Source organism: Puniceicoccaceae bacterium (assembly GCA_040224245.1).
Lineage (GTDB): Bacteria > Verrucomicrobiota > Verrucomicrobiia > Opitutales > JAFGAQ01 > JAKSBQ01.
Genome location: JBEGIR010000070.1, coordinates 58,269 through 81,261, shown reverse-complemented (window position 1 = coordinate 81,261; position 22,993 = coordinate 58,269). Strand labels below are relative to the sequence as shown.

At 55.1% G+C, this 22,993-nt stretch carries 14 protein-coding genes and 2 pseudogenes; 7 read left to right on the top strand and 9 right to left on the bottom strand.

What is annotated here, in order from left to right; genetic code table 11:
- Positions 1-18: 18 nt before the first annotated feature.
- Both ABQ298_11575 and ABQ298_11570 read right to left on the bottom strand, forming a co-directional pair.
- Positions 19-1,299, bottom strand: a complete 1,281-nt coding sequence (locus ABQ298_11575; GenBank protein ID MEQ9825013.1) for a hydrolase — start codon at positions 1,297-1,299, stop codon at positions 19-21.
- 193 nt (positions 1,300-1,492) lie between these two features.
- Positions 1,493-1,873: a DUF2294 domain-containing protein gene (locus tag ABQ298_11570; protein MEQ9825012.1), complete on the bottom strand. Its 381-nt coding sequence runs from the start codon at positions 1,871-1,873 to the stop codon at positions 1,493-1,495.
- A gap of 146 nt (positions 1,874-2,019) precedes the next feature.
- Between ABQ298_11570 and ABQ298_11565 the strand changes: the two genes are divergently transcribed.
- The 5 genes from ABQ298_11565 to ABQ298_11545 all read left to right on the top strand — a co-directional run bounded on the left by ABQ298_11565 (position 2,020) and on the right by ABQ298_11545 (position 12,385).
- A complete protein-coding gene (locus ABQ298_11565) occupies positions 2,020-3,156 on the top strand; it encodes a DUF362 domain-containing protein (GenBank protein ID MEQ9825011.1) in 1,137 nt (378 codons plus the stop codon).
- 1,258 nt (positions 3,157-4,414) lie between these two features.
- Positions 4,415-5,038, top strand: coding sequence for a TetR/AcrR family transcriptional regulator (locus ABQ298_11560; protein MEQ9825010.1), 624 nt, complete (start codon positions 4,415-4,417; stop codon positions 5,036-5,038).
- Entirely contained in the window at positions 5,035-6,591 is a 1,557-nt protein-coding gene (locus ABQ298_11555; protein ID MEQ9825009.1) for a hypothetical protein, read from the top strand. Before ABQ298_11560 ends, ABQ298_11555 begins: the two co-directional genes overlap by 4 nt.
- A gap of 154 nt (positions 6,592-6,745) precedes the next feature.
- Positions 6,746-8,161 carry an alkaline phosphatase PhoX gene (locus ABQ298_11550; GenBank protein MEQ9825008.1) on the top strand — a complete coding sequence of 472 codons (1,416 nt, stop codon included), beginning with the start codon at positions 6,746-6,748 and terminating at the stop codon, positions 8,159-8,161.
- A 309-nt stretch (positions 8,162-8,470) separates the two neighbouring features.
- A complete protein-coding gene (locus ABQ298_11545) occupies positions 8,471-12,385 on the top strand; it encodes a hybrid sensor histidine kinase/response regulator (protein MEQ9825007.1) in 3,915 nt (1,304 codons plus the stop codon).
- Here ABQ298_11545 and ABQ298_11540 read toward each other — a convergent pair.
- The 6 genes and pseudogenes from ABQ298_11540 to ABQ298_11515 form a co-directional block, all read right to left on the bottom strand.
- The gene (locus ABQ298_11540; protein MEQ9825006.1) at positions 12,352-13,011 is read right to left on the bottom strand and encodes a response regulator transcription factor; all 660 of its coding nucleotides are present in this window, start codon (positions 13,009-13,011) and stop codon (positions 12,352-12,354) included. The two genes, ABQ298_11545 and ABQ298_11540, sit on opposite strands and share 34 nt — an antisense overlap.
- 395 nt (positions 13,012-13,406) lie before the next feature.
- The gene (locus ABQ298_11535) at positions 13,407-14,330 is read right to left on the bottom strand and encodes an ATP-binding protein (GenBank protein ID MEQ9825005.1); all 924 of its coding nucleotides are present in this window, start codon (positions 14,328-14,330) and stop codon (positions 13,407-13,409) included.
- Positions 14,331-14,474: 144 nt separating this feature from the next.
- Positions 14,475-18,431 (bottom strand): ATP-binding protein, encoded by a 3,957-nt coding sequence (locus tag ABQ298_11530; protein ID MEQ9825004.1) that lies wholly within the window; start codon positions 18,429-18,431, stop codon positions 14,475-14,477.
- 188 nt (positions 18,432-18,619) lie between these two features.
- Positions 18,620-19,840: pseudogene (locus tag ABQ298_11525) on the bottom strand (efflux RND transporter permease subunit).
- A gap of 108 nt (positions 19,841-19,948) precedes the next feature.
- Positions 19,949-20,239 (bottom strand): annotated as a pseudogene (locus tag ABQ298_11520) (HlyD family secretion protein).
- Complete coding sequence (locus tag ABQ298_11515; protein MEQ9825003.1) at positions 20,178-20,825, bottom strand: hypothetical protein; 648 nt, start codon at positions 20,823-20,825, stop codon at positions 20,178-20,180. Before ABQ298_11515 ends, ABQ298_11520 begins: the two are co-directional and overlap by 62 nt.
- A 142-nt stretch (positions 20,826-20,967) precedes the next feature.
- On the opposite strand from ABQ298_11515, the gene ABQ298_11510 reads away from it, so the two are divergent.
- The gene (locus ABQ298_11510; protein MEQ9825002.1) at positions 20,968-21,561 is read left to right on the top strand and encodes a TetR/AcrR family transcriptional regulator; all 594 of its coding nucleotides are present in this window, start codon (positions 20,968-20,970) and stop codon (positions 21,559-21,561) included.
- A 32-nt stretch (positions 21,562-21,593) separates the two neighbouring features.
- On the opposite strand, the gene ABQ298_11505 is transcribed toward ABQ298_11510, so the two are convergent.
- Positions 21,594-22,058, bottom strand: a complete 465-nt coding sequence (locus ABQ298_11505) for a DUF6314 family protein (protein ID MEQ9825001.1) — start codon at positions 22,056-22,058, stop codon at positions 21,594-21,596.
- A gap of 72 nt (positions 22,059-22,130) precedes the next feature.
- Between ABQ298_11505 and ABQ298_11500 the strand changes: the two genes are divergently transcribed.
- On the top strand, positions 22,131-22,991 hold the full coding sequence (locus ABQ298_11500) for an EamA family transporter (GenBank protein MEQ9825000.1): 861 nt from the start codon (positions 22,131-22,133) through the stop codon (positions 22,989-22,991).
- Positions 22,992-22,993: the final 2 nt, after the last annotated feature.

The following is a 22,993-nucleotide window of genomic DNA, read 5'->3' as shown; positions in this document are numbered from 1 at the left end:
TGGATGAACTTGAACCGTTCAGGGTGTGGTGAGCGTGGTGCAAGCCTGCTGGAGTGCCCGGAGTTTTTGTGCAAAGGGTCCGTCCAGCAAAGCATCAAATTCGCCGGCGCTCAGCATCAGGAGAAAGGTGGTTACCAGACAGCTGCGAGAGGTCAAACTTGGCAGCAGGGCAACTTCATTGGAGCTGTGAATGTGCTGCCCCATCATGCCCAGGTTGTCGATAATGGGCAACCCAAATGCCTCGAGCAGGTTGCCGTCAGAACCTCCGCCAGTGTCGCACCAGTCGAGCAATTCGCCCTGCACGCTTGCGGCCCGCTGCCATGCCTCAAAGAGCGCATCAAAGGCCGGGCCTGCTTCCTTCGCTCTGCGGTTGAGCCGGGCATGCCATTCACAGGTATATCCGGATTCCTGAATCTCCGAGTGGATGCGTTCAAGAGCCTGAAACAATGCCTGCTCTGCGATCTGATCCTGAACCCGCAGATTGAAGCGGGCTTCTGCGTGGTCACTGACGACGTTCAGCGGACCCCCACCCTGCATGGACCCGGTGTTAACAATAACTCCGTCGAGGGTGTGATTCAGCGCGTGAATTTTCTGAACCCAGTCGCACAGCTTCACAATCGCATTGCGCCCGTCGTGGAAATTTCGCCCCGCGTGAGCACTGAGTCCGGTCACGCGTGCATGCCCGTAGCCAACGCCCATGCGACGTCGCACCAGTTTTCCATCCGGCAGTGACGATTCAAATGTGATGCCGAGGTGGTTGCGCTCGGCTGCACGCTCTAGCAGAGGTCGACTGTGCACCGAGCCAATTTCCTCGTCGCAGGTCAGCAACACCTCCCAACCGAGATTCGCCCGCAGCTCGGCATCGGCAAATGTTTCAAAGAGTTCCAGCGACGCCAACAGAATGACGATGCCGCCTTTCATATCGGTCACACCCGGTCCGCGCAGGTGCTGCGCATCGAGCAACGTCACATCCTGAAACGGATGCGACGCATCAAATACGGTGTCCACATGCCCGTTGAGCAACACCTGGACGGGAGCTTCAGGACGACAACGGTGCACGTAGCACGCACGATAGGTATCAACGTCGGTGTCATCTGCGGGGTGCTCAAACTCCTCGATGCGACCCGACCCCGGCAGTGCTGCAAACCGCTCTGCTATCGTGTGGAGTTGCTCTCGGTTGCCCGCTACATGATGGGTCCCGGAGTTGATGCGAACCCATGTTTTGAGCAATTGCAGATCCGCCTCGTAGCGCTCAGCTGCAGCGGTTTGAATGTCTGAAGCAGAAACTTTCACAACCATGCATCGATTCGGCAACCCTTGTCGCCACACCCCATCATTTCAGCGCAGTTCCCAAAGTCAACAACCCAGCACCTGCCATTTTGATCCCGGGTCACGAAGCCCCTGCGCAATCGAATCCGCGAAATCGAGCGGCATGCTCAGGTCCGACACCTGACCAGCTCTTACGCCAGTTAGCTGCTGCCCAACGCTCAGGTCAGCTCCCCATCACGGGCATCGCATCCAGCGAAAACAGGATGATGCGCTCACCCGTGATCGTACTGAGATCCGAGTGCAGACACCGGATGTTCACACCTAGCAAATCCCTGACGAGAACCTCGAGCTGTGGTCGTGCTTTCTGCAACAGCGCATGGCGCATCTTTTTGACCAGATCCCGACCGGAATCCGATGCGTCCGAAGAGATCAACTGCCTTTCGGCAGGAGTCAATACCCCTTGAAGCTTGATGATCACCATCGTATCCACCAGGTAGGTCTTGCACTCCACAGGACCTCTCCCCATGTAGTCTTTTTCGAACTGGATGATGGCCTCGCTGATCTGCGCCTCCACCTGTCCTTTCGTTTTAAGCGTTTCAGGCATCTTTCTAAAGCATCAGCATGTTCCCTTCCCATCCCCGATGCAATTTGAAAAACACGGGGCCATCATGCTCGTTCATACGCAATTGCAGCTTTTGAACGATTGACAGGCTTTCGACTCCATAGGAATAATCCCAGACTTTCGAACTCATGCGGTCTTTCTCTTGCATTCGCCACCGGATATTCATTCAGGGCAATCCCTACCGGACTTGCGCCGTCGCCCTGTCGTTGATGATCAGCCTCAGTGCCGCTGCGCAATCGCTGACGGGTTCCGCAAATCCAAATCTCGATCCCGATGCCAATGCATCCGCGACAACGCCGATGCAAACCGGCCCACTCGACCGGGTTTGGGTGGCGCAGGTTCCGAATTTCGAACCATCCACCTACCAGCTCGCGGTTCCCAAGCTCATCCAGGAATTTGAGTCGGAGAGTGGACTCCGTCTTGAGCCGGGGGAAAAGGGCAAGGTGGGCATCAAGATTTACACCAACTCCGGGGCCGGCCTGCGTACCCCACCAACACTGGTCAATGCGCTTGTGGATTTTCTCGTTCAGCGCGGATATGACCGCAAGGACCTCTTCCTGATCGACCTCAATCTCAATTCGCTGTGGCGCTCAGGTTACCTGTCAAGCCGGGCTGACACCGTGCGTGAATTCAACGGAGTACCGGTGTTCGCGCTCAACGAAGGCCGCTTTTTTCATCCCGAATGGTTCTACGACAGCCCGCTGCCCAGCCAATACCTCGCGCCACTGCAGTTGCTCAATGAGGGCGGTTATGACGTGGATTTTCAAATGCTCGACGACCGCAAGAGCTTCCTGCCCGTGCCGCTACTGCTCGATGTCGACTTCTGGGTAAACCTGCCCATCGTCTCCGATCATCCCGATCTCGGTATCAACGGTGTGCTCGCCAATGCCACACTCTGGAACGTCAGCAATCAGTTTCGGTTCATGAACAACATGGCCGGAGCCTCAGCAGCGATTGCCGAGATTGCCGCCATCCCCGAACTCCGGCGCGGCTGGGTCTTTTCCATCGTATCTCTGGAAAAACTTCAATTCATGGGCGGACCCATTTTCAACTCCAACTACGTGCGCGAATTCAACGAAATCTACCTCAGCAGCAACCCCGTTGCACTCGACCGCATCTTTCTTGAAAAACTCAACCGTGCCCGCGAAACCATGGGCTTCACCGCCGTTTCTCCCGTTCCACCCCTGTTCGAATATGCACGCAGCCTCGATCTCGGCGATTTCGACCGCAACTCCTACACCACAGAAATCATTTCCCTGCCCTGAATCTGCTGATTGAAGGATAGGTGTTTGCCATCAGATATTGGCTAACCGCCATCCTCAGCACTGCGCCAGCCTCCCCCTCATCATCTGTGAAACCTGCAATCGGAGGTTCACATTCTTTCTTTTTAAACCACAGATCTATGAGATGGGCACAGATTCGAATGAAGTCGAGACCCAGTGCCCATCACTCAAAACCGATTACCCATTCCCCAACCCCGTTCTCGCCGGATCTTCTCTCATGGCGATTTCCCTACCTTGCGTAGGGTTCCCGCTCGCCGGGAGCCGTCGTTCCAACCCGCCATGCTCCTCCCCAAAGTGATCGGTTCCCCCATAACTGAATTTGGAAAAATTTCGACCCCTGGACACTCGAATACCTAAACGGTTCCACCTTTCCCACCAACAGGATCAGAACCACCTACAAAAAAACCTGTTGCGCGCAGTGCGTCAGCCTTCACCATCAACTATTTCTCATTCGCCATCGCAGCTCGCTACACCCTTCATCATCTGAAAAGTCTATGAAATCGGTGGTTCAAATTCGTTCTTTCTAAACCACAGATCTATGAGATGGACACAGATTCGAATTGAGTCGAGATCCAGCACCCACCCAACCCAACACCGTTCTCGTCGAATCTTCTCTCATGGCGATTTCCCTATCTTGCGTAGGGCTCCCGCTCGCCGGGAGCCGCTGCTCCACCCCGCCATGCCCCTCCACAAGCCATCGGATCCCCCGTTGCGGAATTTGGAAAAATTTCGACCCCTGGACACTCGAAAACCTCAACAGTTCCACCTTTCCCACCAACAGGATCAGAACCACCCACAAAAACCTGTTGCGCGCAGCGCATCCTGTTGGACTGGCCTCGCCAGACCATCCAGTGAAGCGCAGCGAAACGATGTTCTATCCTCAGCAGTGCGTCAGCCTTCTCCAATACCCTTAATGGTTTAAACAACTGAATTTTGAAACATCGGCTGGCGAATGCCAACCTATAAGGCCTATGGCCCACATAACGCTGTTACACAGCGCCAAAAAGGTTTTGTGTCCCGGACTCGTCAGGGTTTTTGCAGCTCCGATTTTATCGGAGCGTTTTAAGTTCGGCATCTGCCGAACGGTGTTTCATAAAATCCTGGGTTCAGTATCTATCACAATCATTCGTATCAACATCATCTGTGGTTCAAATGCTTTCGTAACCCCTTGAGAGCGGCTCAAAGAAATAATTTGGAGCTGTGCTTGACAATTCCTGACCGATCGGTCTAATTTTTGTTCATGCGGTCTAAACATGCATGCAATACACCGCCACCCACCTTCATTGGGCGAGCACGGCGCGAACAGCTGATCGAAGCCACGATTTCGGTCGTGGCCGAACAAGGGTACACGGGGGCATCGCTGGCAAAAGTTGCCAAACATGCGTCGGTCAGCAAAAGCGTCGTGCTCTATCATTTTCGCAACAAAAACGAACTGGTCGAAGCCACCGTGCGCCAGATCTATGAAGAAATCTGGAACTTTGTGCGCCCCTCTTTTGAAGCCCAAACTTCCGCCAAAGGTCAGCTCGCCGCTTTCATTGAGTCGGAATTTGCCTATATGCAGGACCACCGTGATCGACTGCTGACCGTTTCCTACCTTCTGCTCAATCACCGCGATTCAACTGGCTCACTCTCGCTGATGTACCGTGGAGAATCCGAGTTGATGGAGGCACTTGCTGGCATCCTGGAATACGGACAGGCAAACGGCGAGTTTCGCGCGTTTGCGATCAAACCCATGGCCACAACGCTGACACATGCCATCAATGGTGCTCTGCGCCAGTGGCTTTCCGATCCCAGTCTGAGCCTCACCGAATACGCCCGTGAACTGGTCACCCTCTTTGAACTCGCAACCCGCAAATCCACATGAAATTCCCGCACCAACGTCTCGCCACAACTGCCACCCTTGCTCTGTCCGTCTGCGCCTCCACCGCTACCCCCACCGATCCCTCTCCCTTCGGCATCGCCTGGGGCATGCTCTACGGTTATTCGAATGAACCCGCCCGTCCCTATGTCGACGAGATCCGCAAGCTCGGCGCCGACTTCACCAAGGTCTTCCTCTTCTGGCAACAAATCGAACCCGAGCAGGATCAGTATGACTGGACCGTGGTCGATGCGTTTGCGGATCAACTCGTGCGTCCCGAAGAAGGCCTGATCACGCTGTTCTCCTCATCGCTCTGGGCAACCGAACAACCCTCAAACCTCTTGCCCCCTTCACCCGCCCGAAATCTGGAGGACTATTACGACTTTGTTTATCAGACGGTCAAACGCTGCGCGGGCAAGGTGCGCTACTGGTCAAATGATATCGAAGCCAACAATCCGGTTTTCTGGTCCGGGACGCGGGAACAGTATGTGCAGCAGCTCAAGGTCTTTTACCAGGCGGTCAAGGACGCGGATCCCAACGCCGAGGTCGTGCTCGGCGGCTATGACGGACTCTTTGTGCCTCCGGGTACCACGACCCCTGACGGCCATGCGCTGCCGCCCATGCCCGGGCAGGAAGACAATCTGGAATTTTACGAGTATGTCATTGAGCACGCAGGTGACTGCTTCGACATCTTTGATTTGCGCCTCTATCTGAGTCCTTACCTCATCGTTCCGCGGATCGAATACATTCGCCAACTCCTCGATTCACACGGCTGCACCCAACCCATCCTTGTGGGCGAATACGGCGCGCCCGGTTTCTTCGATTTCCCCGAAAACTTCCGCTACGTCGAACTCGCCATGTCCCGCATGAACGACCTGTCACAGGCCGATCCGGATGGCAGTGCCGCAAGCATCTCCAGCACCGTACAGCAAGGCATCGCTGAGCTGTATGACACCATGCCCACGCTCGCGCCGCAGACCCAGATGTTCCTGCTCGACTGCCCGCCCGAACTGCATGCGAAGTTTCGTCGCATCCAATCGCGCCACCTCGTCATGCAAAATGTAATGGCCCTCTCTGCAGGAGTGATCCGAACGCTCTACTGGCAGTATTCACCCTTGCGCGAGCGAAACAATCCGCGACATGACATCATGACGCTCCTGTTCGGCAAGTTCGGCATGATGGAATACGAGGGCGACGCCATGAAACCGACGCCCACCGCACACACCTTCGCCCGCATGACCCGTGCGTTGTCGGGCATTCAGTCCGTCACCCGGGTTCCGCTTTCCGACCCCGCGTCCGTCTTTCTCTTCAAGGTCGACCGTGCGGCACAGGGCACCACCTATGTTGCCTGGGATTATCGCGATGCATTCGATGGGGAAGATCTCCCACCCCTTCACTGCGAATTCGCATCGGAGTGGACCGAAGTGTATGCTGAGGATGCCTTTGGCAATCCCATCCCGGCATCCATCGAACAGGGCAAGCTGCGTTTCCCTGTCTCCGTCACCCCGGTGTATCTCAGCGCCCAACCGTTTCACGAACTGACGCCTGCCGGGCAGTGATCTCACGGCTGTATCGAACCTGTCACAACGGGTGCTTGATGCACCGCACTCTGCATCAAATGATTTGCGACATGCACAAGCCCTATGATTGTGACAATTTGGGAAAACAGAGGTCGCCCTCTTGGATATCTCGAAAATTCGCATAGTTTGGGCGATGCACAGCCGACGACACTTTCTCAAGCAATCCGGATTTCTCGCAGCAGGGTTCATGGGCCTGCAATCGCTCTCCCGCGCACAGGCATTTGGACTCGGCACAGGCGAGTCCATGACCACTCAGCTACCCATGCTGCGTCGCGATGTGTATGGACCGCTGGTACCAGATCCCGACCGGGTATTTGATCTGCCACAGGGATTTCGCTACGAGATTCTCGCCCGCCAGGGGGATCGCATGGACGACGGATTGTATGTTCCGGGCAAACCGGATGGCATGGCGGCCTTTGCCACGGATGACGGACGCATCGGACTCATTTGCAACCACGAACTCAGCGACGGCGACGATGAATCAGGTCCCTTCGGTCGCCGCAACCATCTGCTGCAGTCACGCCATCGTCCCTACGTTTACGACTACGGCAAGGGTGATCAACCCCAGTTGGGAGGAACGACGACCTTGATCCTCAACCCGAAGACTGGTCAAAAAGAACTGCAATACCTGAGCCTTGCCGGCACCGACCGAAACTGTGCGGGTGGACCGACGCCCTGGGGTTCCTGGATCACCTGCGAGGAGACCAATCTGAAGGCCTTTGGCAAAATCGAAAAGGACCATGGTTACAACTTTGAGGTACCGCTCTCGACGCGCATCCAGCCCGTTCGCCCGGTTGCGCTGGAGGCGATGGGGCGCTTCCGCCACGAAGCGGTTGCGGTCGATCCGCGCACAGGAATCGTGTACCAGACCGAAGACATGGGCGATGGGTTGATCTATCGCTTCATCCCCAAGGTCAACGGCAAGCTGCAGCTCGGAGGGCAATTGCAGGCACTGGCGATTCTCGATGAACCCTCCTGCGATACCCGCAACTGGAAATCGCTCAGCTCCCCCACCTTCCCAAACGACACGCCATTTTCCGTGCGCTGGATCGATATCGAGGATGTCACCTCCCCGGATGACAACCTGCGCTTCCAGGGCTTTGAGAAGGGGGCCGCACGCTTTGCACGTGGCGAAGGCATGTGGTATGGCCAGGGCGAGGTGTTTTTTGCCTGCACCAACGGCGGTCCCATCGAAAAGGGACAGGTCTTTCGCTACACCCCCAGCACATTTGAAGGAACAGATCGCGAAACAGAAGCCCCGGGCAAACTGGAACTCTTCATCGAATCCACAGACAAGGATGTGCTCAAAAACTGCGACAACCTCACAGTCGCCCCGTGGGGTGACCTGTTCATCTGTGAGGACTCCGAGTCACCCTGTAACCTCGTGGGCATCACCCCGGACGGTGCCTGCTTCGAATTTGGCAGCAACCGCTACAACGACTCCGAACTCGCCGGAGTGTGCTTCGACCCGAGCGGACGCTTCCTGTTCCTCAATATCCAGACATCCGGATTGACACTCGCGATCACCGGCCCCTGGCAGCAGACCTGAGTGGGAAAGCCGGGAAACAGCGAAGCTGTAGATTCCTCAAAGGCATGCTTGCACTGCAGAGCAACGTCCGTTGGGTACATGACCCGCATTTTGCCAAAATTGCACCACCCAAAGCACCTTGATGATGGGGGTCTTTCGAGAAGGATGTAACTTGCCCGTGCAAACAAGCAATTTGATTCCCTTCGCAATTGGCTTGTTTCCCTGGGCATCCGTGCCTAGAACGCAGTAGCAACGGAAGGCGTCAGCCTTGGAATTGGCCTGTGCTCCCATCATCGCGACCCCAACCGATCTGCCCTCGGATTCGTTCGCATGCACCTTCAAGCCCAGCAACACCCCAACTCACAATCTGCACAACAACCGCTGATGCGGTGCCTATTGTCGCTTTGTTTTTTACTGACGACGCTGCAGCTGACCGCATCGGCACGCATCTTTCCAAGTTCACTGCAAGAGGTCTATCCGCTTCGGGATTTTGGGATTCACGAACCCCAGAGCATCGGCCAATTACCGGATGGTCGCATCGTCACCGTGACCGACTCGGGCAAACTTTTTGTTTTCACGGGGACGGGTTGGCAGTTGCTTCCAAAGCAATTGCCCGTCGGCAGCATGAAAGTCTTCACCGACTCCCAGAACACCCTGTGGGTGGGCGGGCTGGGTTTTTTTGGTTATGTCGATGCAGAGTTTCAGTTCCACGATGTCTCCAGACAATTGTTCAGCGACCATCTGGAATCCACTCTGAGCGTGCTCTGGTTTTACGAAACCGGGGATTGGCTTCACTTTGCGAACAACAAAACCCTGTTTCACTTCAACCGTACAACCGGGGAGCGCAAAACAACAGTGTTCGAAGGCATGTTTGAGGCCTACCGATGGATGTGGGACGGCAAGCTGTATCTGGGAGGGCGCGAGCATGTTCGGGTGTGGCAAGGGGATGCGTTTGTTCACGAGGTGGACTGGACGCATGAACATCAGGCCTTTGTGGGATGGAAGCACCAGGGCCGTTCCTACTTCCTCAATGTTCACCACCTCTCCGTATTCGAAAATGGATCACAGGTTGAAACGATCAAGGATCCCCTGATGCAACTGAGAGGGGCAAGCCATGTCATGACCGATTCCTGCCTCTACGTTTTCACCTTGCAGGGCGTGCTTCGCATTGACCGCTCCGGAAACTGTGAAGGTTACTTCACGCACTTCTTTCATCAGCCGCTCACGAGGGCCAACATTCGCTTTCACACGAACTTTGGGGGCGACGACTTGTGGATGTTGACTGGCAATGCCATCCTGCGCACCGATCTCACATCCGGCATTCAACCGCTTGAAGTCACAACAGGTTATGCAATCTCCGGACTCTGGGACATGACCCACTTTGACGGTCGCCTCTTTACGTCGAGCAATGAGGGACTGAAAAGTTGGCATCCGGAAGCGGGTGCATTGAAGCTGCTGGGGGATCCCAGTCCCGACTTTGAAACCGCAAGTCTCTGGCACTGGAATGACCGGCTGCTGGTCTCCTCGTGGATTGAACTGGGCAGTTTCGACGGAGAACAATACCAGATTCACCGCTCTGACGGATCTTACCGGGTCTTTGCTTTTGCGGAGCAAAATGATCATTTTTGGGTGTCACGCGATACGGGAGCATTATTGCTCAACGCGGATTTTGAAATCGTTCGGGAAGTCCACTTTCCACGGGAGATTGTATCCATGGTCGAACATGAGGGACAGCTCTGGGTCACTACCCTGTTTGGGGAGGTCCTGAGTTTTCACCTGGAGACCAACGACGTACTCTACAAATCCAATACCCATGACGGTGCTGCCGTGGATTCGTCACTGCGAATACTGCAGCGCGTCTTCACGCACGGGGGTCGACTCTTTCTGCAGCGTCCCGACGCTATTCTGGAGTGGCACGCTGACCGTTTTCATCCACTTCCCCTTCCCCTCGAACCCGGCTGGCGCTGGGAGATCCCACAGTGCTGCAATGAGGCAAAACGCATCTTGCTGATCCAGCGTCACACCTCTCGCAATGGCGCCAAAGTGGGAGCGTTTATCGCAGATCCCAACACCTCTGATTTTCAATGGGAGCACAGGTGGGTCCCTTTAAACTCACCCACAGGTTTCATCCGGAGCGCCAAATTTCTCGAGGATTTTGAAACCCCTTTGGTCGCGATTCTTTCACAATCCATGATCGAACTCATGGATCTCAGCTCCTACCCAACAAGTGTCAATCCCCCTCCTCCACCCCTGTTAGTCAGGCCGATTTCCCATTTTGCACAAAGCGATCCATCCCCCTTCAGCGGTCTTTACCATGCCCGAGAAGAACGCCCAATGGTTCTGCAGCTGCACAATCCTGCGAGCACGCTGGAAACTCCACTGCAATACTACGGTCGATTGCTGGGCAAAACGGAATGGCTCAGCAACACGACCGGAACCTTTGAATTCTACGGCATTCTTCGCGGCACCCAAACCTTTGAAGGATACAGTGTCGATCCCTACGGAAATCCATCCCCCGTCGTGCGACAGGAGATTCGGGTAGTGCCACCCTGGTATCTCAGCAACGGAGCGATCACGGTTGCCCTCGTCGTCCTCGTGCTCTGCATCATCGGTGTCGCCCACTGGCAGACCCGTCGGTTGCGCTCCCAGGCGCGAAAATTGCAGGAGAAAGTGGATCAGCAAACCGAAGACCTGATCAGAGCCAATCATGCAAAATCCATCTTTGTCTCCAACGTCAGTCATGAAATCCGCAACCCGCTCAACGGTCTGCTCGGTCTTGCCCAAAACCTCAAGCCAGGTGATGTGCTCGATGGCCCCACACTGGAGCGCCTGCGGCGGCCAAGTCTGTACCTCTACCGCTTCCTGAGCAATGTGCTCGATTTCTCCAAATTCGAGTCCGGAGGCATACGCTTTACCCCGCGCATCATGGATCCAAATGAACTGATCGACTCCGTGCACAGCATGTTCTCCGGCGATTTTGAGTCCAGACAACTCCACTTTATAGGGGATTACCGCTACGAACTTCGCCCTTTTGTCATCGCCTCCCAGGAAGCCATTGAGATGATGCTGGTCAATCTGGTGGGCAATGCCGTCAAATACACACCAGAAGGAGGAAGCATCCGGGTCGCGATGCTCAAGTCCCAGGGTGAGCTGCGCTTTTCGGTCTCTGACACGGGCATCGGGATCGCAGCAGAAGATCTTGACCGAATCTTTGAGCCCTATCAGCAAGGCGGGCATCTACCGCTCATTTCCGGGGAAAAGGGAGCAGGGATTGGCCTGTCACTTGTCCAGCACACCTTGAAGCAAATCGGAGGTTCCATCTCAGTTCGCAGTGAAAGGGGAGAGGGTTCCTGTTTTGCCATTTCCATTCCCATCACCGACCCCGACCCCGAAACAGCCCCGGTCGAGGTCTCTGAAGTGCGGCTCAAGGGCCGATACCTCATCATCGAGGACCTCGCCTACAATCGCAAACTGTTCATGGACCTTCTGCGCAGCTGGGGGGCTGAGGTTGCGGGTGTAGCCAATGCTGCCGAAGCACGACAGGTGGTCGTCAGCGAAGATTTCGACATGATTTTCATGGATTACGACCTTCCCGATGGAAACGGGGTGGAGCTGACGGCAGAGTTTCGATCCCTTCCTTCTCCGCAACACACTCCCATCGTCGGTTTATCGGCCTACACGGATCAGGAGTTCATCCAGTCAGCGCTTCGCTCGGGCATGAGTGACTACCTGTTCAAGCCGCTCAACCCACAACAGCTGGTCGAATGCCTGAAACGGCTGCTTCCGGACCACATCCAGTTCACACAGAAACAAACCACGACGCGGCAGTATTCCCGGACCAGCCTTCGCCGCCTGTCGCTCGCCTCAGATGCCACTGAGCAGACACTGCACATGCAGCTTGAAAGCTTTCAGCAGGCATTCGACTCCCTGGTGGACGAACTGCAGCAGTGCGACCTTGGAAGCGCGAACTTTCATTCCCTCGTGCATCAACTCAAGGGCCTCAGCAGCTACATCCAGCACCGAAACAGCCTCGCCTACTGGCAGCACCTGATGGATCTCACCACAGCCGGACAGCGAAAGGAATTGATGGATGCCCTCGATCAACTCCCCTCAGTGGTGCAGCGCATGCATGCAGAACTCCGGGAACTCGAGGCACTGGAGCATGATTTCGAACAACTGCAGCCTGCCGCATCCCCAACACAGTCACTCGCTCAGGTCACTCCCCCCTCGAGTGTGGGATTGTGAAACCCGTGCCGCTGCGCGTAGCGGATCAACTGGTGGGTGGATTCCAGTCCCAGCTGCTGCATGATCTCTGTGCGATGCTTACGAATCGTATGGTTCGACAATCCGGTCAGTTCTGCAATTTCCTCATCGTTGAGGCAGTGACCAATGTATTTGAGGATTTCGATTTTTTTGGGCGAAAGGATGCGGTGATAGGCATTTGAGTCGTGGGCCAGCTCCTGACGCAATTCCTCAATCGCCGGAGAGAAGATCCGCTTTCCTTTCGCAACACGGCGCATCGCCTCGACGATGTAAGAATCCTCTTCCATCACCGGATCACTTTTGTCGAGAAATCCAAGAATGCCCAGCGACTCAATCGTGCGAAGGTTGTAGGCATTCACTTCACCCGAGTAGGCCAGAATGCGCAGCCCAGGCATCTGGTTCAGCAATGCTTCGGCAAGCTCGAGTCCATAGAGATGCTGTAGTTTGAGATCCAGAATCAGCAGATCCAGCGAAAGCGTTGGGCATACTTCCAGTGCGTGTTCGCCATCTCCTGTGCACAGAACGACCTCACCTGCAAGGGAATCTTCCACCAGCGCACGCAGGTAACGCTGATACCAGATTTGATCTTCAACAATCGCAACGTTCATGGGAGGAAATAAGAAAAATGGAAGAGCGAAGGTGAAGGTTCTGCATGCATTTCACCCTCAATCCTGAGGATATTGTAAAAAACCTACCATTTTTGACCGTATTTCCTAGTCGCTGAAGTCATTGATTTCAAGGTAAATAACCTACAGCCGCTCGTTCCCAACCTCGTCAATACCGCAGATCTGAACCGCCTCAGTCCCTCCACTGAGGCGATTGCATCTTCCTCCTCACAGGGACCGTAGCGGGCCAGGTTGCTTATCCTCCTCAAAAACCTTGCTCGGCTACGGTTCCGTCAGGGTGCACCGGGCAGCGTGTTTCACACGTGTGTGATGCTTCGCACTCCGGGATTTCAGAGGTCAGACCCATTCGCACCTGTGATACCATTCTCCACTGCTTGTCATTGTTCTCCCACACCTTCCTCTGGCAGTGGCAAGCGACAAAGAATCGAGGTCCCCGAATCTTCTCCGGTTTGCGATTCCATCCACATTCTGCCGCCAAACATCTGCACCACGTAGTAGGCTTTGGTCAGTCCAAACCCACCCCCCATTGTGCGCCTGTTCTGAACATTGCTGCCGCGATGCCCAAAACCAAAGATACCGGGAATCTCATCTGCGGGAATGCCGATTCCGGTGTCCCGGACTTCAAACTCCAGTTCGCGTGCAGTTTGGGTCATGCGAATCGCAAGAGTTCCTCCCGGTTCGGTATATTTTCGAGAGTTGGCAGCGAGATCGCGAACCACATCCTGGATCACGGGAGGCATGAAAATCGTTGCGTTGCGAGTGCCCCGGATGTCGAGTTGAATCAGGTAGTCATTGGTGCGCTGTCCATTCGCATCTTCGGTAAATCCATAACGCCCACGGCTGTTCCGCGAAAGTGCTGAAAACACGCTCCGCAGGTTTTCCTCTATGCGAGTGCAGGCGACCCATTCCCAGTGCCAGAGGTCGCCACCACGCCGTTTCAGTTCCCCAATGCGCAGCTCCAGAATCTCAAATATGGAATGCAGATTGGTGACTGTTTCCTGCCAATAACGTTCGTCGATATCGTTGAGATGACTCCGCTTCGCATCCACAGCCTGAAGCACCTTTGATTTCAACCCGCCGATCCCAATGATGGCATCACTGCTGAGCTTCCCCAAAGCCAATGCGTTTGCTGTCTCATGGACTTCATCCAAGACCACCTGCAATTCGTCCCTCCCGGGCACACGCTCCTGCAAGACCATCAATTCATATACAATCACATTCAGGATATTGAGCAGGCTATGGTGGTCGAGCACCCTCACCTGCTCAAAATCCAGATTCAAATTCAGGTTGATTTCTTTCATGCAGAGCATCGGCATCCACTTCCTCAGCAACCCAGTAGTGGCATCGGTAAAAAAACCATCGCCACATTGCCTGTATGCATGATCGTCGGGAAGGATCAGCAATTGAGAAAAATCCACCCATCCCGAGGCCGGTATCGGCAAATGTCAGTACAAACTGGAATTGCGCGAGGCCAATCCATGTCGCACCTCCTCCAGCACGTTTCGCAAGCGCTCAAGCACCATGGGTTTGCTCACAAATCCGTCCATTCCGGCTTCAATCGCCCGTTCCACTTCATCTTCCATGGTGCCTGCAGAGAGCGCATAGATCATCGGTTGCACAGCTGTTCGGGAACGCCGGATTCTCCGGGTTGCCTCAATGCCGTCCATACCCGGCATCTGAATGTCCATGAGCACCAAATCATAGGATTTGCGTTCGATGCACTCGAGCGCACCATGCCCGTCCACAGCAACGTCACAATCAAGTTGAAGCTTTTGTAGCATCAGTTGGGTTACCTTTTGATTCACCCGATTATCCTCAACCAAGAGAATCGCCAGCGGGGATTCAGCCATGCTTTCAAAACTCTCAGCCGCCGTAGCATTCTCATTTCCATTCAGGGATTGCGCTGAGAGCAGATGACTCACCAGGCGACTCGGCTTCACTGGCATTGCCAGGGTTTCATCGATGCGATCATCCTGCAGTTTCTCCAGTGGGTGTGTATAAATCAGCACGCGCGGGCAGCTTCCCTTCGACACCTGCTCCCGAAGGATATTGGAAAGCGGTTCGCTTCCCGGATACCGCTCAAAAACAAGCACATCGGGTAATAATCCATTCTGACCTATATGCTCGATAGCAGTCAGATTGGAGTGCAACACACAGGGGATGCCAGCACCCTCCAGAAAGCGCCGAATGGCTTCACCACGCCCACGATGCTCATCAAAATACATGACGCATTGGGGAATTTCGCCATCCTGAAGCACTTCAGAATCCACCGTTGCGCGCTCAAGCGACAGCAATACCGTAAACGTTGCACCCTGCCCCAGTTCGCTCTGCACCGATATCGTTCCACCCATCTCGTCCACCAGTTTCTTGCAGATCGCCAGACCCAGACCAGATCCCCCATAAATGCGGGTATTGGACGGGTCCACCTGTGAAAATGGCCGAAAGAGACGTTGCTGCTTGTCCTCTGCGATGCCAATGCCGGTATCTGCCACTGCGATCTCGACCGTACAGTGAACACCCTGTGATTCCAGCACTCTGGCTCGCAGACAGACTTCACCGTTGCGAGTAAACTTGAGCGCGTTGCTTGCGAGGTTGATCAAAATCTGTTCGATCCGGGTCACATCTCCCATGAGCCCTCTGGGCAGGTTTGGGTCGATATCAGCATAAAAGATGTTGCCGTGATCCTGTGCTGCATGATGCAGCAGACTCAGGCTATTTTCTATCAGCTGAACCGGATCGAAGCGACGGCGTTCAAACTCCCCCGGCCCCGACTCAACTCGACTGTAGTCCAAAATGTCGTTGATCACGCTGAGCAGCAAATGGCTGCTACTGTCGATGGTATCCACGATCTCCTGCTGCTCCCGCCCGAGCTGCATGCGTTTGAGGATTTCGGTCATGCCCACTACCCCGTTGAGCGGCGTGCGAATCTCATGGCTCATGTTTGCAAGGAAGCGCGCTTTGGCATTTTTTGCATGCTCGGCACGCACTACTGCCTCCCGGAGTTCTTCATTGGCAGTATTCAACTGCTCGGTTCGTTCCCGCACCAGACGCTCCAGTCGGTTTTGTTCCTGCTCCGATTTGCGAAGCATGGACCGCAAGAACAGGTAGAGCAGCGCAATCACAGTCGACCCATACACAACATAAGCTGGCAGGGTATGATAGAAAGGGGGTTCGACTGAGAAGCGATACTGGGTCTGCCCACGCACCTGACCCGACAGATCCTCGGTGCGCAACCAAAAGGTGTAGTCGCCCTCCGGGAGGTTCGTGTAGGCTGCATGGGTTTCGAGTCCGGGCGTGGACCATCCTGCATCCAAACCTTCAAGTCTATAGGAAAAACGGAGATTTCGGGTTTGATAGAGAGCAGGACTGAAGAATCGAAAATCCAGCGCATTGTCTCGATAGGGCAGCACCACTTCGGGATCGTTGTGTTCAAAAATCCCTGAGTAAAAGACACGGTCTTCGCTGGTGGTGGATACCTGCTCCAGCAGGGGTTCAAACGAAAGTGGCTCTGGGGGAGGGATGCTGGAATCAAACGCAAAAATCCGGTTCTTGGAAAAGATGAACGCTCGACCCGTTTCATCCAGAAACAGTTCCTGCTGGTTTTCCTTGATCAGCGCCAGGGTCTCATCATCTCTTGTCCACGCATCCCCGTCCGGTCGCATGAGGAATACCTTGCCACCACTGGTGATCCATACATTTCCTTCAGGATCCTCCTGGGGTCGCACAATTTCATGCAACATTGCCGGCTTCAGCCAGGGGGGAAGCACGGCTTCGACAAACTGTTCCGTCTCCGAATCAAACTGCACAATGCCACCTCCACAGCTGGCATAGGTTGTGTTCCGCCAGGTCCACAGGTTCACCCATCCTTCCGGCAATCCAGGCACACGCTGGTACGAATGCACCTGCATTCCCTGATCGGAAATTTCGAGCCTGGCAAATTGGTTGATCCCGTGTTCCACCCACACGTCGCCTTGTGCATTTTCCACTGCTACACAACTGTACCCTGAGGACGGGACAGGATCACCGACGGCCTTCCATCGCTCACCGTCGAGCTGCAACAACTGATGATAATCCGCGCCAAGCACCACCGCATGATTCGGTCGGGTTTTCAGTCGAACCATCAGATTGGACATCACGCCACGGGTGATGCACTCAGTGGTATCCGTTTGCATATTCCATTGAAACAGCTCGTCCTCACGCCCGTATAGCAACCCTGCTTCCGTCATCATTGCGCTACGCAGAATGGGGGCACCCGGAACGGAAATTGACTGGAATCGCTCAAGGTTCCCACGCACATCATACACCCCTTCAAACATCAGTCCATTGGATGCGATGTAAAGCTTGCCATCGTACCGGTACAATTTGGGCCACAGCAGGAAGGCACCCATGCGCTCATCGATCAGGCTTGTCGGCGATGGAAAATGAATTTTGCCAATGCCATCCGGCACCGAAACCCACAAAATTCCGCCCCGTTGGTAGTGCAGATCCGTTGCACTGACAAAAGTGGCATCCACATCGCGATCAATCTGCGCCACCACATGATAGTGCTGATCCAGAAAATAAATGCCTCTCCCCTTGATCGCGAGCGCCAGGTATCCTCCCTCAATGGCTGTCAGGCCCGTGACTGAACTTTGCATTAAGGCGTCAACTTCGGTGGATATCGGGGTCGCCGTCTGCCCGTCAAATGCGTAAAACCCACGGGAGCGCGTCGAAAGCATCACACTGCCACCACCATTCATCACCGTATGAAAGATGGCCTTGTCCCCGTGAAAGGATTCCAGCTCGGGCACGGGTTTCAACTCGCGCTTTGCCACTTCAAACACTCCGTTCTCTTGAGTCGCCACAAACGTGCGACCTTTCAGTCGAAACGCGGCCGAGGGAGAGTTCAGCCATTTCCAGGTCTGATTGCCCTCTTGCGCATGGTAGCGAACAATCGCTGTCTCCCCGATGAAAACCGCTCCCTGCTCCTCAGGCACCACAATTGCAAAGCGATTGGTCGAGGCCCAGCTCCGGTCCATGCCCATCGAAAGGGATTCAAAGTGATAATTCCCATTCACAGCGGGAACGAGCTTTCCCCAGTCCCCGATCGCTCCTGCATAGGTTACTCCACTCTCTGAGTCTGCCAGTTTCACGATCACGGAACCCGCATGCTCCACTTCCAGCTGGCGTCTCCAACGGCTACCATTAAATGTGAACAAATTGCCGTCTTCGTAAATCATCAAGCGCCCGACCGGGTCCTGAGCCAGATTCAGAGTCGACAGTCCGACTTCCAGTTCGTCGAGATTGTACACGGAATACAACGGAATCCCGCTCTCCCGTGAGGGAACCATCGCCTGCAATTCCAAACCATTGCTGCATAGTGCGACCAGGCAACACAATAGCAGTCGGTGCGGCAGTTTCATGACACCGACAGGGCTTTCCAGATGAAAAAAGTGGGGTACCACTCTCCTTCTATCGGTTCAAATGCGCAGACGTGTAAGCGATTTTGACAAAAACCATACGCATGCCCGGCTCTTACTAATGAGTCCAAGGAATCCGTTCTCTGTCCCAATCGAAAACCCCTTGTCGGTTCTTTCACTGCTCCGATCAATCAAGCATGTTTGCGGCGTGTCACGAGCATTTTCAGATCATCCAATATCAGGTACAGGCAAGGAACCAGTAACAGAATGATCGCTGTTCCAAAAACGATTCCAAATCCAAGAGAAATCGCCATCGGGATCAGATATTGGGCCTGGAGCGACCGCTCGGCGATGATCGGGATCAACCCACCTGCCGTCGTCAGGGTGGTCAGCACAATCGGGCGAAATCGCCGGATTCCCGCCTGATGAATCGCATCAAATGCAGAATGCTCACTGCGCCTGCGGTTCGCATAGTCCACCATGATGAGGGAATCGTTCACAACCACTCCTGCCAGCGCGATCATGCCCATCAGACTGATCAGGGACAGGTCATACCCGAGTATCATGTGCCCCAATACCGCACCGATAGCCCCAAACGGGATTGCCACCAGCACAATGAAGGTTTGCACGTAGTTGCCAAATGCCAGTGCCAGCAGGGCATAAATCGCCAACATTGCCAGTGCAAAACTCACCGTCAGTGATTGCATGGATTCCTGCATGTCGGCGGTGCTGCCCTCAAACTGCCAGGTCAGTCCGGGAAAGTTGGCACGCAGTTCCGGCAGGATTTCCTGGTCGAAGGCCTGCACGAGCTGCCCGATGGTTCGTTTGGGTTCTGCATCCATGGATACCGTCACAATGCGTCTTCCGTCGCGACGCTGGATCGAGGTGAAGGCCTCGCCGTATTGAATTTCCACAACTTCCCAGAGCGGCACTTCAAGACCATCCGGCGTTCGCAGGATCAGGTTTTCCAATTGGGACAGCACCTGCCTCTCATGACGGGGCAGTTTCACTCGAATCTCCACTTCATTCGTGCCGCGCATCTGTCGCAGCGCGAGCGAACCGTAAAATGCGTCCCGCACTTGCTGACCCACCCACTCCGGAGTCAGTCCCAGAGCGCGCCCTTCGGGGCGCAGGGTAAAGTCAATCTGCTTTTTACCACGGTTGAAGTTGTCACTGACGTCGACTGCATTGGTGAAACTCTCTGCCCTTTCCACAAAAGCGCGCATCGCTCGCTCCAACACCTCCACATCGTCATGACTAAGGTCCACCGCGATATCCTTGCGCCACCCACCCGGCCCACTTTCGGCCTCGAACGTCATCTGGTATACCCCAGGGATTTCCCCGATTTCGTTGCGCCAGAGGTCGATGAGTTCCGCTGCTGTCATGTCATGCTCATCCGGAGGTCGCACCACATGATCAAGGGCACGACCCTCAATCGAAACTTCCACAATCGAACCGAGCATGAGTGCGGGCTTATCCTTCGCCTCAGAATTCAGTCCCAGAGGATCGGATACTTCAATGTTGACCTTGGCCAGTCGTGAACTGCGATCAAGTTCGCCGATCAGACCCACCAATCTGCCCTCTCGATACTGCTGCTCCGGCCAGGACGAACGGCTGCGAATCCGTGCCGCCGAACCTGCTTCGCCCGCACGCTGTGGGATCTCGACGTATGGCAACTGATCCATCCTCAAGGAGGCCGTCACCCAGTAGTGGTCGAGTCCAACCAACCGCCCCAGTTCCTGACCTTCGCTAACTTGTGATCCTGCCGAAACCGAGCGTTCGAGTACCAATGCCGCAAATGGGGTGCGCACCCGGCCGGGTGCGTTCAAGGTCCAGCTGCGCCTGCGCTATAGCGACTTCTGCAGCCGCTACCCGGGCTTTTGCAGATTCCAACTGAGGTTCCCGCAAGACCAGTGCCACAGCCTCGGGAGCAATGTCCTGCTGCACCATTGAAAATTCCTGGCGCGCGACTTCCTGCTGTCCCATCTCAAGCTTTAGTTCCGCATTTGCCGCCTGCAGATCCGTACGCAGGTGGGCCAATCGCAGCTCATAGTCCGCCGGATCAATTTGCAGAAGGATTTCCCCAGCATCCACAACCGTACCGGGTTCAAAGGCATCTGACAGTTCAATGACCCGCCCCCCGACTTCCGGATTCAACACTAACTCCTGCCGGGGTTCCACAGTGCCAAGCACCGTCAGCACGGGTCGATAAGTGCCGCGTTCCACTGTGACCACATCCACCAACACTGCTCCGCGCTTCGTGGCAGTGACGCGCTCGGGTGTGGGTTCCGTGATACCGATCATCCATACCAAGATGGAGGCAACGAGGACGATCAGGACACAGGAAATGACCGTCCAAAGCCATCGTCCCGGTTTGCGAAGTTGTGATGATGTCATGGCAGAAGCAGAAACAGGGTCGAACAGGTAACGAACGAACCAGCGTTGCCCTCGATTGCGATTTATCAAATTTCAGCACCAGAGGCTGAGGTAACGGCACTCGATTGACAGGGCTTCCCAAAAACCTACGATGCATTGCACCATGGCGGGCCGCCCCAGAGCATACAATCGTACCCAGATCATCCGAATCGCCACCCAGCTCTTCTGGGATCAGGGCTATGCCGGCACCTCGCTGATCGACCTCACCCGCGCCATGCGAGTCTCCAAGAGTACCTTCTACGCCGCATTTGGCAGTAAGGATGCGCTCTACCAAATCTGTCTCGAGGAGTATGGGAAGGTTTTTTTCAGGGACATGGTGCAGATGGTGACAGCCGAGAGCCATGTGCTCGATTCGATTCGCAAATACTTTGTGCGCATCGCCCGTGAGGAACTCGACCATCCACCTGCCAAGGGTTGCATGCTGGTAAAGAGCGCAAATGAGATTGGCACCCACCACCCGATACTCAGTCCCGTGATCAACCGCCTACTGGGCATCACGCGCAGCACACTGCAAAACGCACTCGAACTGGCCAAGCGAAAGAACGAGTTGCCCGAAAATTTCAATACGCCTGCCGCCGCCACCTACCTCGTCAGCCAAATGTGCGGCCTGCGAACCCTGGTGCGAGCCAACTTCTCCGAAGCGGAACTCGAAAACCTCGTGGACCGCATACTCATCCACTTGCGAACCGATCTGTAGCCTTGTTCCCGACGCCGGAGAGCCACTGCACTTTACCGATCGCAGCGGTATCGATAAGCCAGATGCTCGTCCTTTTTGGGGCCGCGAATGGACCAATCCGCGTCGAATCCATCACCCCGCAGTCGAACCTGCAATCGATAATCATCCGCACCACAGAGGTGAGCCTCGCGTTCCACCAGAATCGCAGGACTGCGCTCGACGAGATCCAATAACGGCACTGCATGTCCACGACGCCACTGTTCGAGACGAATCGAATCATGCTCCTGCCAAACCCAGCGAAACTGGTTCTTCAATGCAAAGTGCTGGCCAGTCAGCTCCAGTTCAAACTGACAGCTCTCGGCAAAATGAATCCATTGGAGCGCAGGGTCGCAGGTGACTTCGATCACACCGCTGGCACTGCCCTTCCATCCGGTCATGGACGCCGGACCGGGAAGGGATTCGTATCGAAAGTGGGAGATCCGGGGCAGTAACTCCCAAAAAGTGGACAATGCGGACATGGTGCAAATCCAACGAAAAATCAGCTTTACCCCCAAGCGCAACCAAGGAATGCTGCGTGCGAGCACCCCTTCATGAAATTTCTGGTCATCACCACCCTCATCTGGGCCTTTTCCTTCAGTCTGATCGGCGTCTACCTGTCAGGTCAGGTCGACCCGTGGTTTGCCGCATGGTTTCGCACGGCACTGGCGCTGCTGCTCTTTACCCCCCTGCTGCTACGCTGCCGCATTGCTCGGACACAAGCATTGCAGCTCGCTGGCATCGGTGCGGTGCAACTGGGATTGATGTACCTGTTCTACTATCAAAGCTTTGAGCACCTGACCGTTCCCGAAGTGCTGATCTTCACCATTTTCACACCGCTCTATGTCACGCTGATCGATGATGCTTTCTCCAGACGTTTTTCAAGTCGGTATTTTCTGGTGGCCACCCTGGCGGTGATCGGTGCGTTAGTCATCCGCTGGGGCGCAATTTCCTCCTCCTTTGTGCTCGGATTTTTTCTGGTTCAGGGATCTAACCTCTGCTTTGCCTTCGGACAGGTGGCCTACCGACACCTGCAACGCGCAACGCACGACCCTGGGTTTGCCAGCTTTGGTTACTTCTATCTGGGTGCTTTTCTGCTCACATCCATCGCCTGCCTGTCGCAGGGACAAGCCCGCCTGCCCGATCAAGCCATCCAGTGGGTTGTGCTGATCTGGCTCGGTGTGGTCGCTTCCGGGCTAGGATACTTTCTCTGGAACCGCGGCGCACAACAGGTAAATCCAGGTGCTCTGGCCATCATGAATAACGCACTCATCCCCGCAGGTCTGCTCGTCAATGTGCTGATCTGGAATCGCGAAGCTGATCTCGTCCGACTCGGCATTGGCAGTGCCATCATTGCGGGTTCACTATGGGTCAACCAGCGCCTGTCCGCCAGGCAGACAGCCATCGGAAACTGATC

Coding starts and splice junctions, on each gene's coding strand:
- ABQ298_11515 (MEQ9825003.1), bottom strand. CDS start 20,825: ATGACATCATCACAACTTCGCAAACCGGGACGATGGCTTTGGACGGTC.
- ABQ298_11570 (MEQ9825012.1), bottom strand. CDS start 1,873: ATGCCTGAAACGCTTAAAACGAAAGGACAGGTGGAGGCGCAGATCAGC.
- ABQ298_11510 (MEQ9825002.1), top strand. CDS start 20,968: ATGGCGGGCCGCCCCAGAGCATACAATCGTACCCAGATCATCCGAATC.
- ABQ298_11500 (MEQ9825000.1), top strand. CDS start 22,131: ATGAAATTTCTGGTCATCACCACCCTCATCTGGGCCTTTTCCTTCAGT.
- ABQ298_11530 (MEQ9825004.1), bottom strand. CDS start 18,431: ATGAAACTGCCGCACCGACTGCTATTGTGTTGCCTGGTCGCACTATGC.
- ABQ298_11545 (MEQ9825007.1), top strand. CDS start 8,471: ATGCACCTTCAAGCCCAGCAACACCCCAACTCACAATCTGCACAACAA.
- ABQ298_11555 (MEQ9825009.1), top strand. CDS start 5,035: ATGAAATTCCCGCACCAACGTCTCGCCACAACTGCCACCCTTGCTCTG.
- ABQ298_11550 (MEQ9825008.1), top strand. CDS start 6,746: ATGCACAGCCGACGACACTTTCTCAAGCAATCCGGATTTCTCGCAGCA.
- ABQ298_11565 (MEQ9825011.1), top strand. CDS start 2,020: ATGCGGTCTTTCTCTTGCATTCGCCACCGGATATTCATTCAGGGCAAT.
- ABQ298_11560 (MEQ9825010.1), top strand. CDS start 4,415: ATGCGGTCTAAACATGCATGCAATACACCGCCACCCACCTTCATTGGG.
- ABQ298_11575 (MEQ9825013.1), bottom strand. CDS start 1,299: ATGGTTGTGAAAGTTTCTGCTTCAGACATTCAAACCGCTGCAGCTGAG.
- ABQ298_11505 (MEQ9825001.1), bottom strand. CDS start 22,058: ATGTCCGCATTGTCCACTTTTTGGGAGTTACTGCCCCGGATCTCCCAC.
- ABQ298_11540 (MEQ9825006.1), bottom strand. CDS start 13,011: ATGAACGTTGCGATTGTTGAAGATCAAATCTGGTATCAGCGTTACCTG.
- ABQ298_11535 (MEQ9825005.1), bottom strand. CDS start 14,330: ATGAAAGAAATCAACCTGAATTTGAATCTGGATTTTGAGCAGGTGAGG.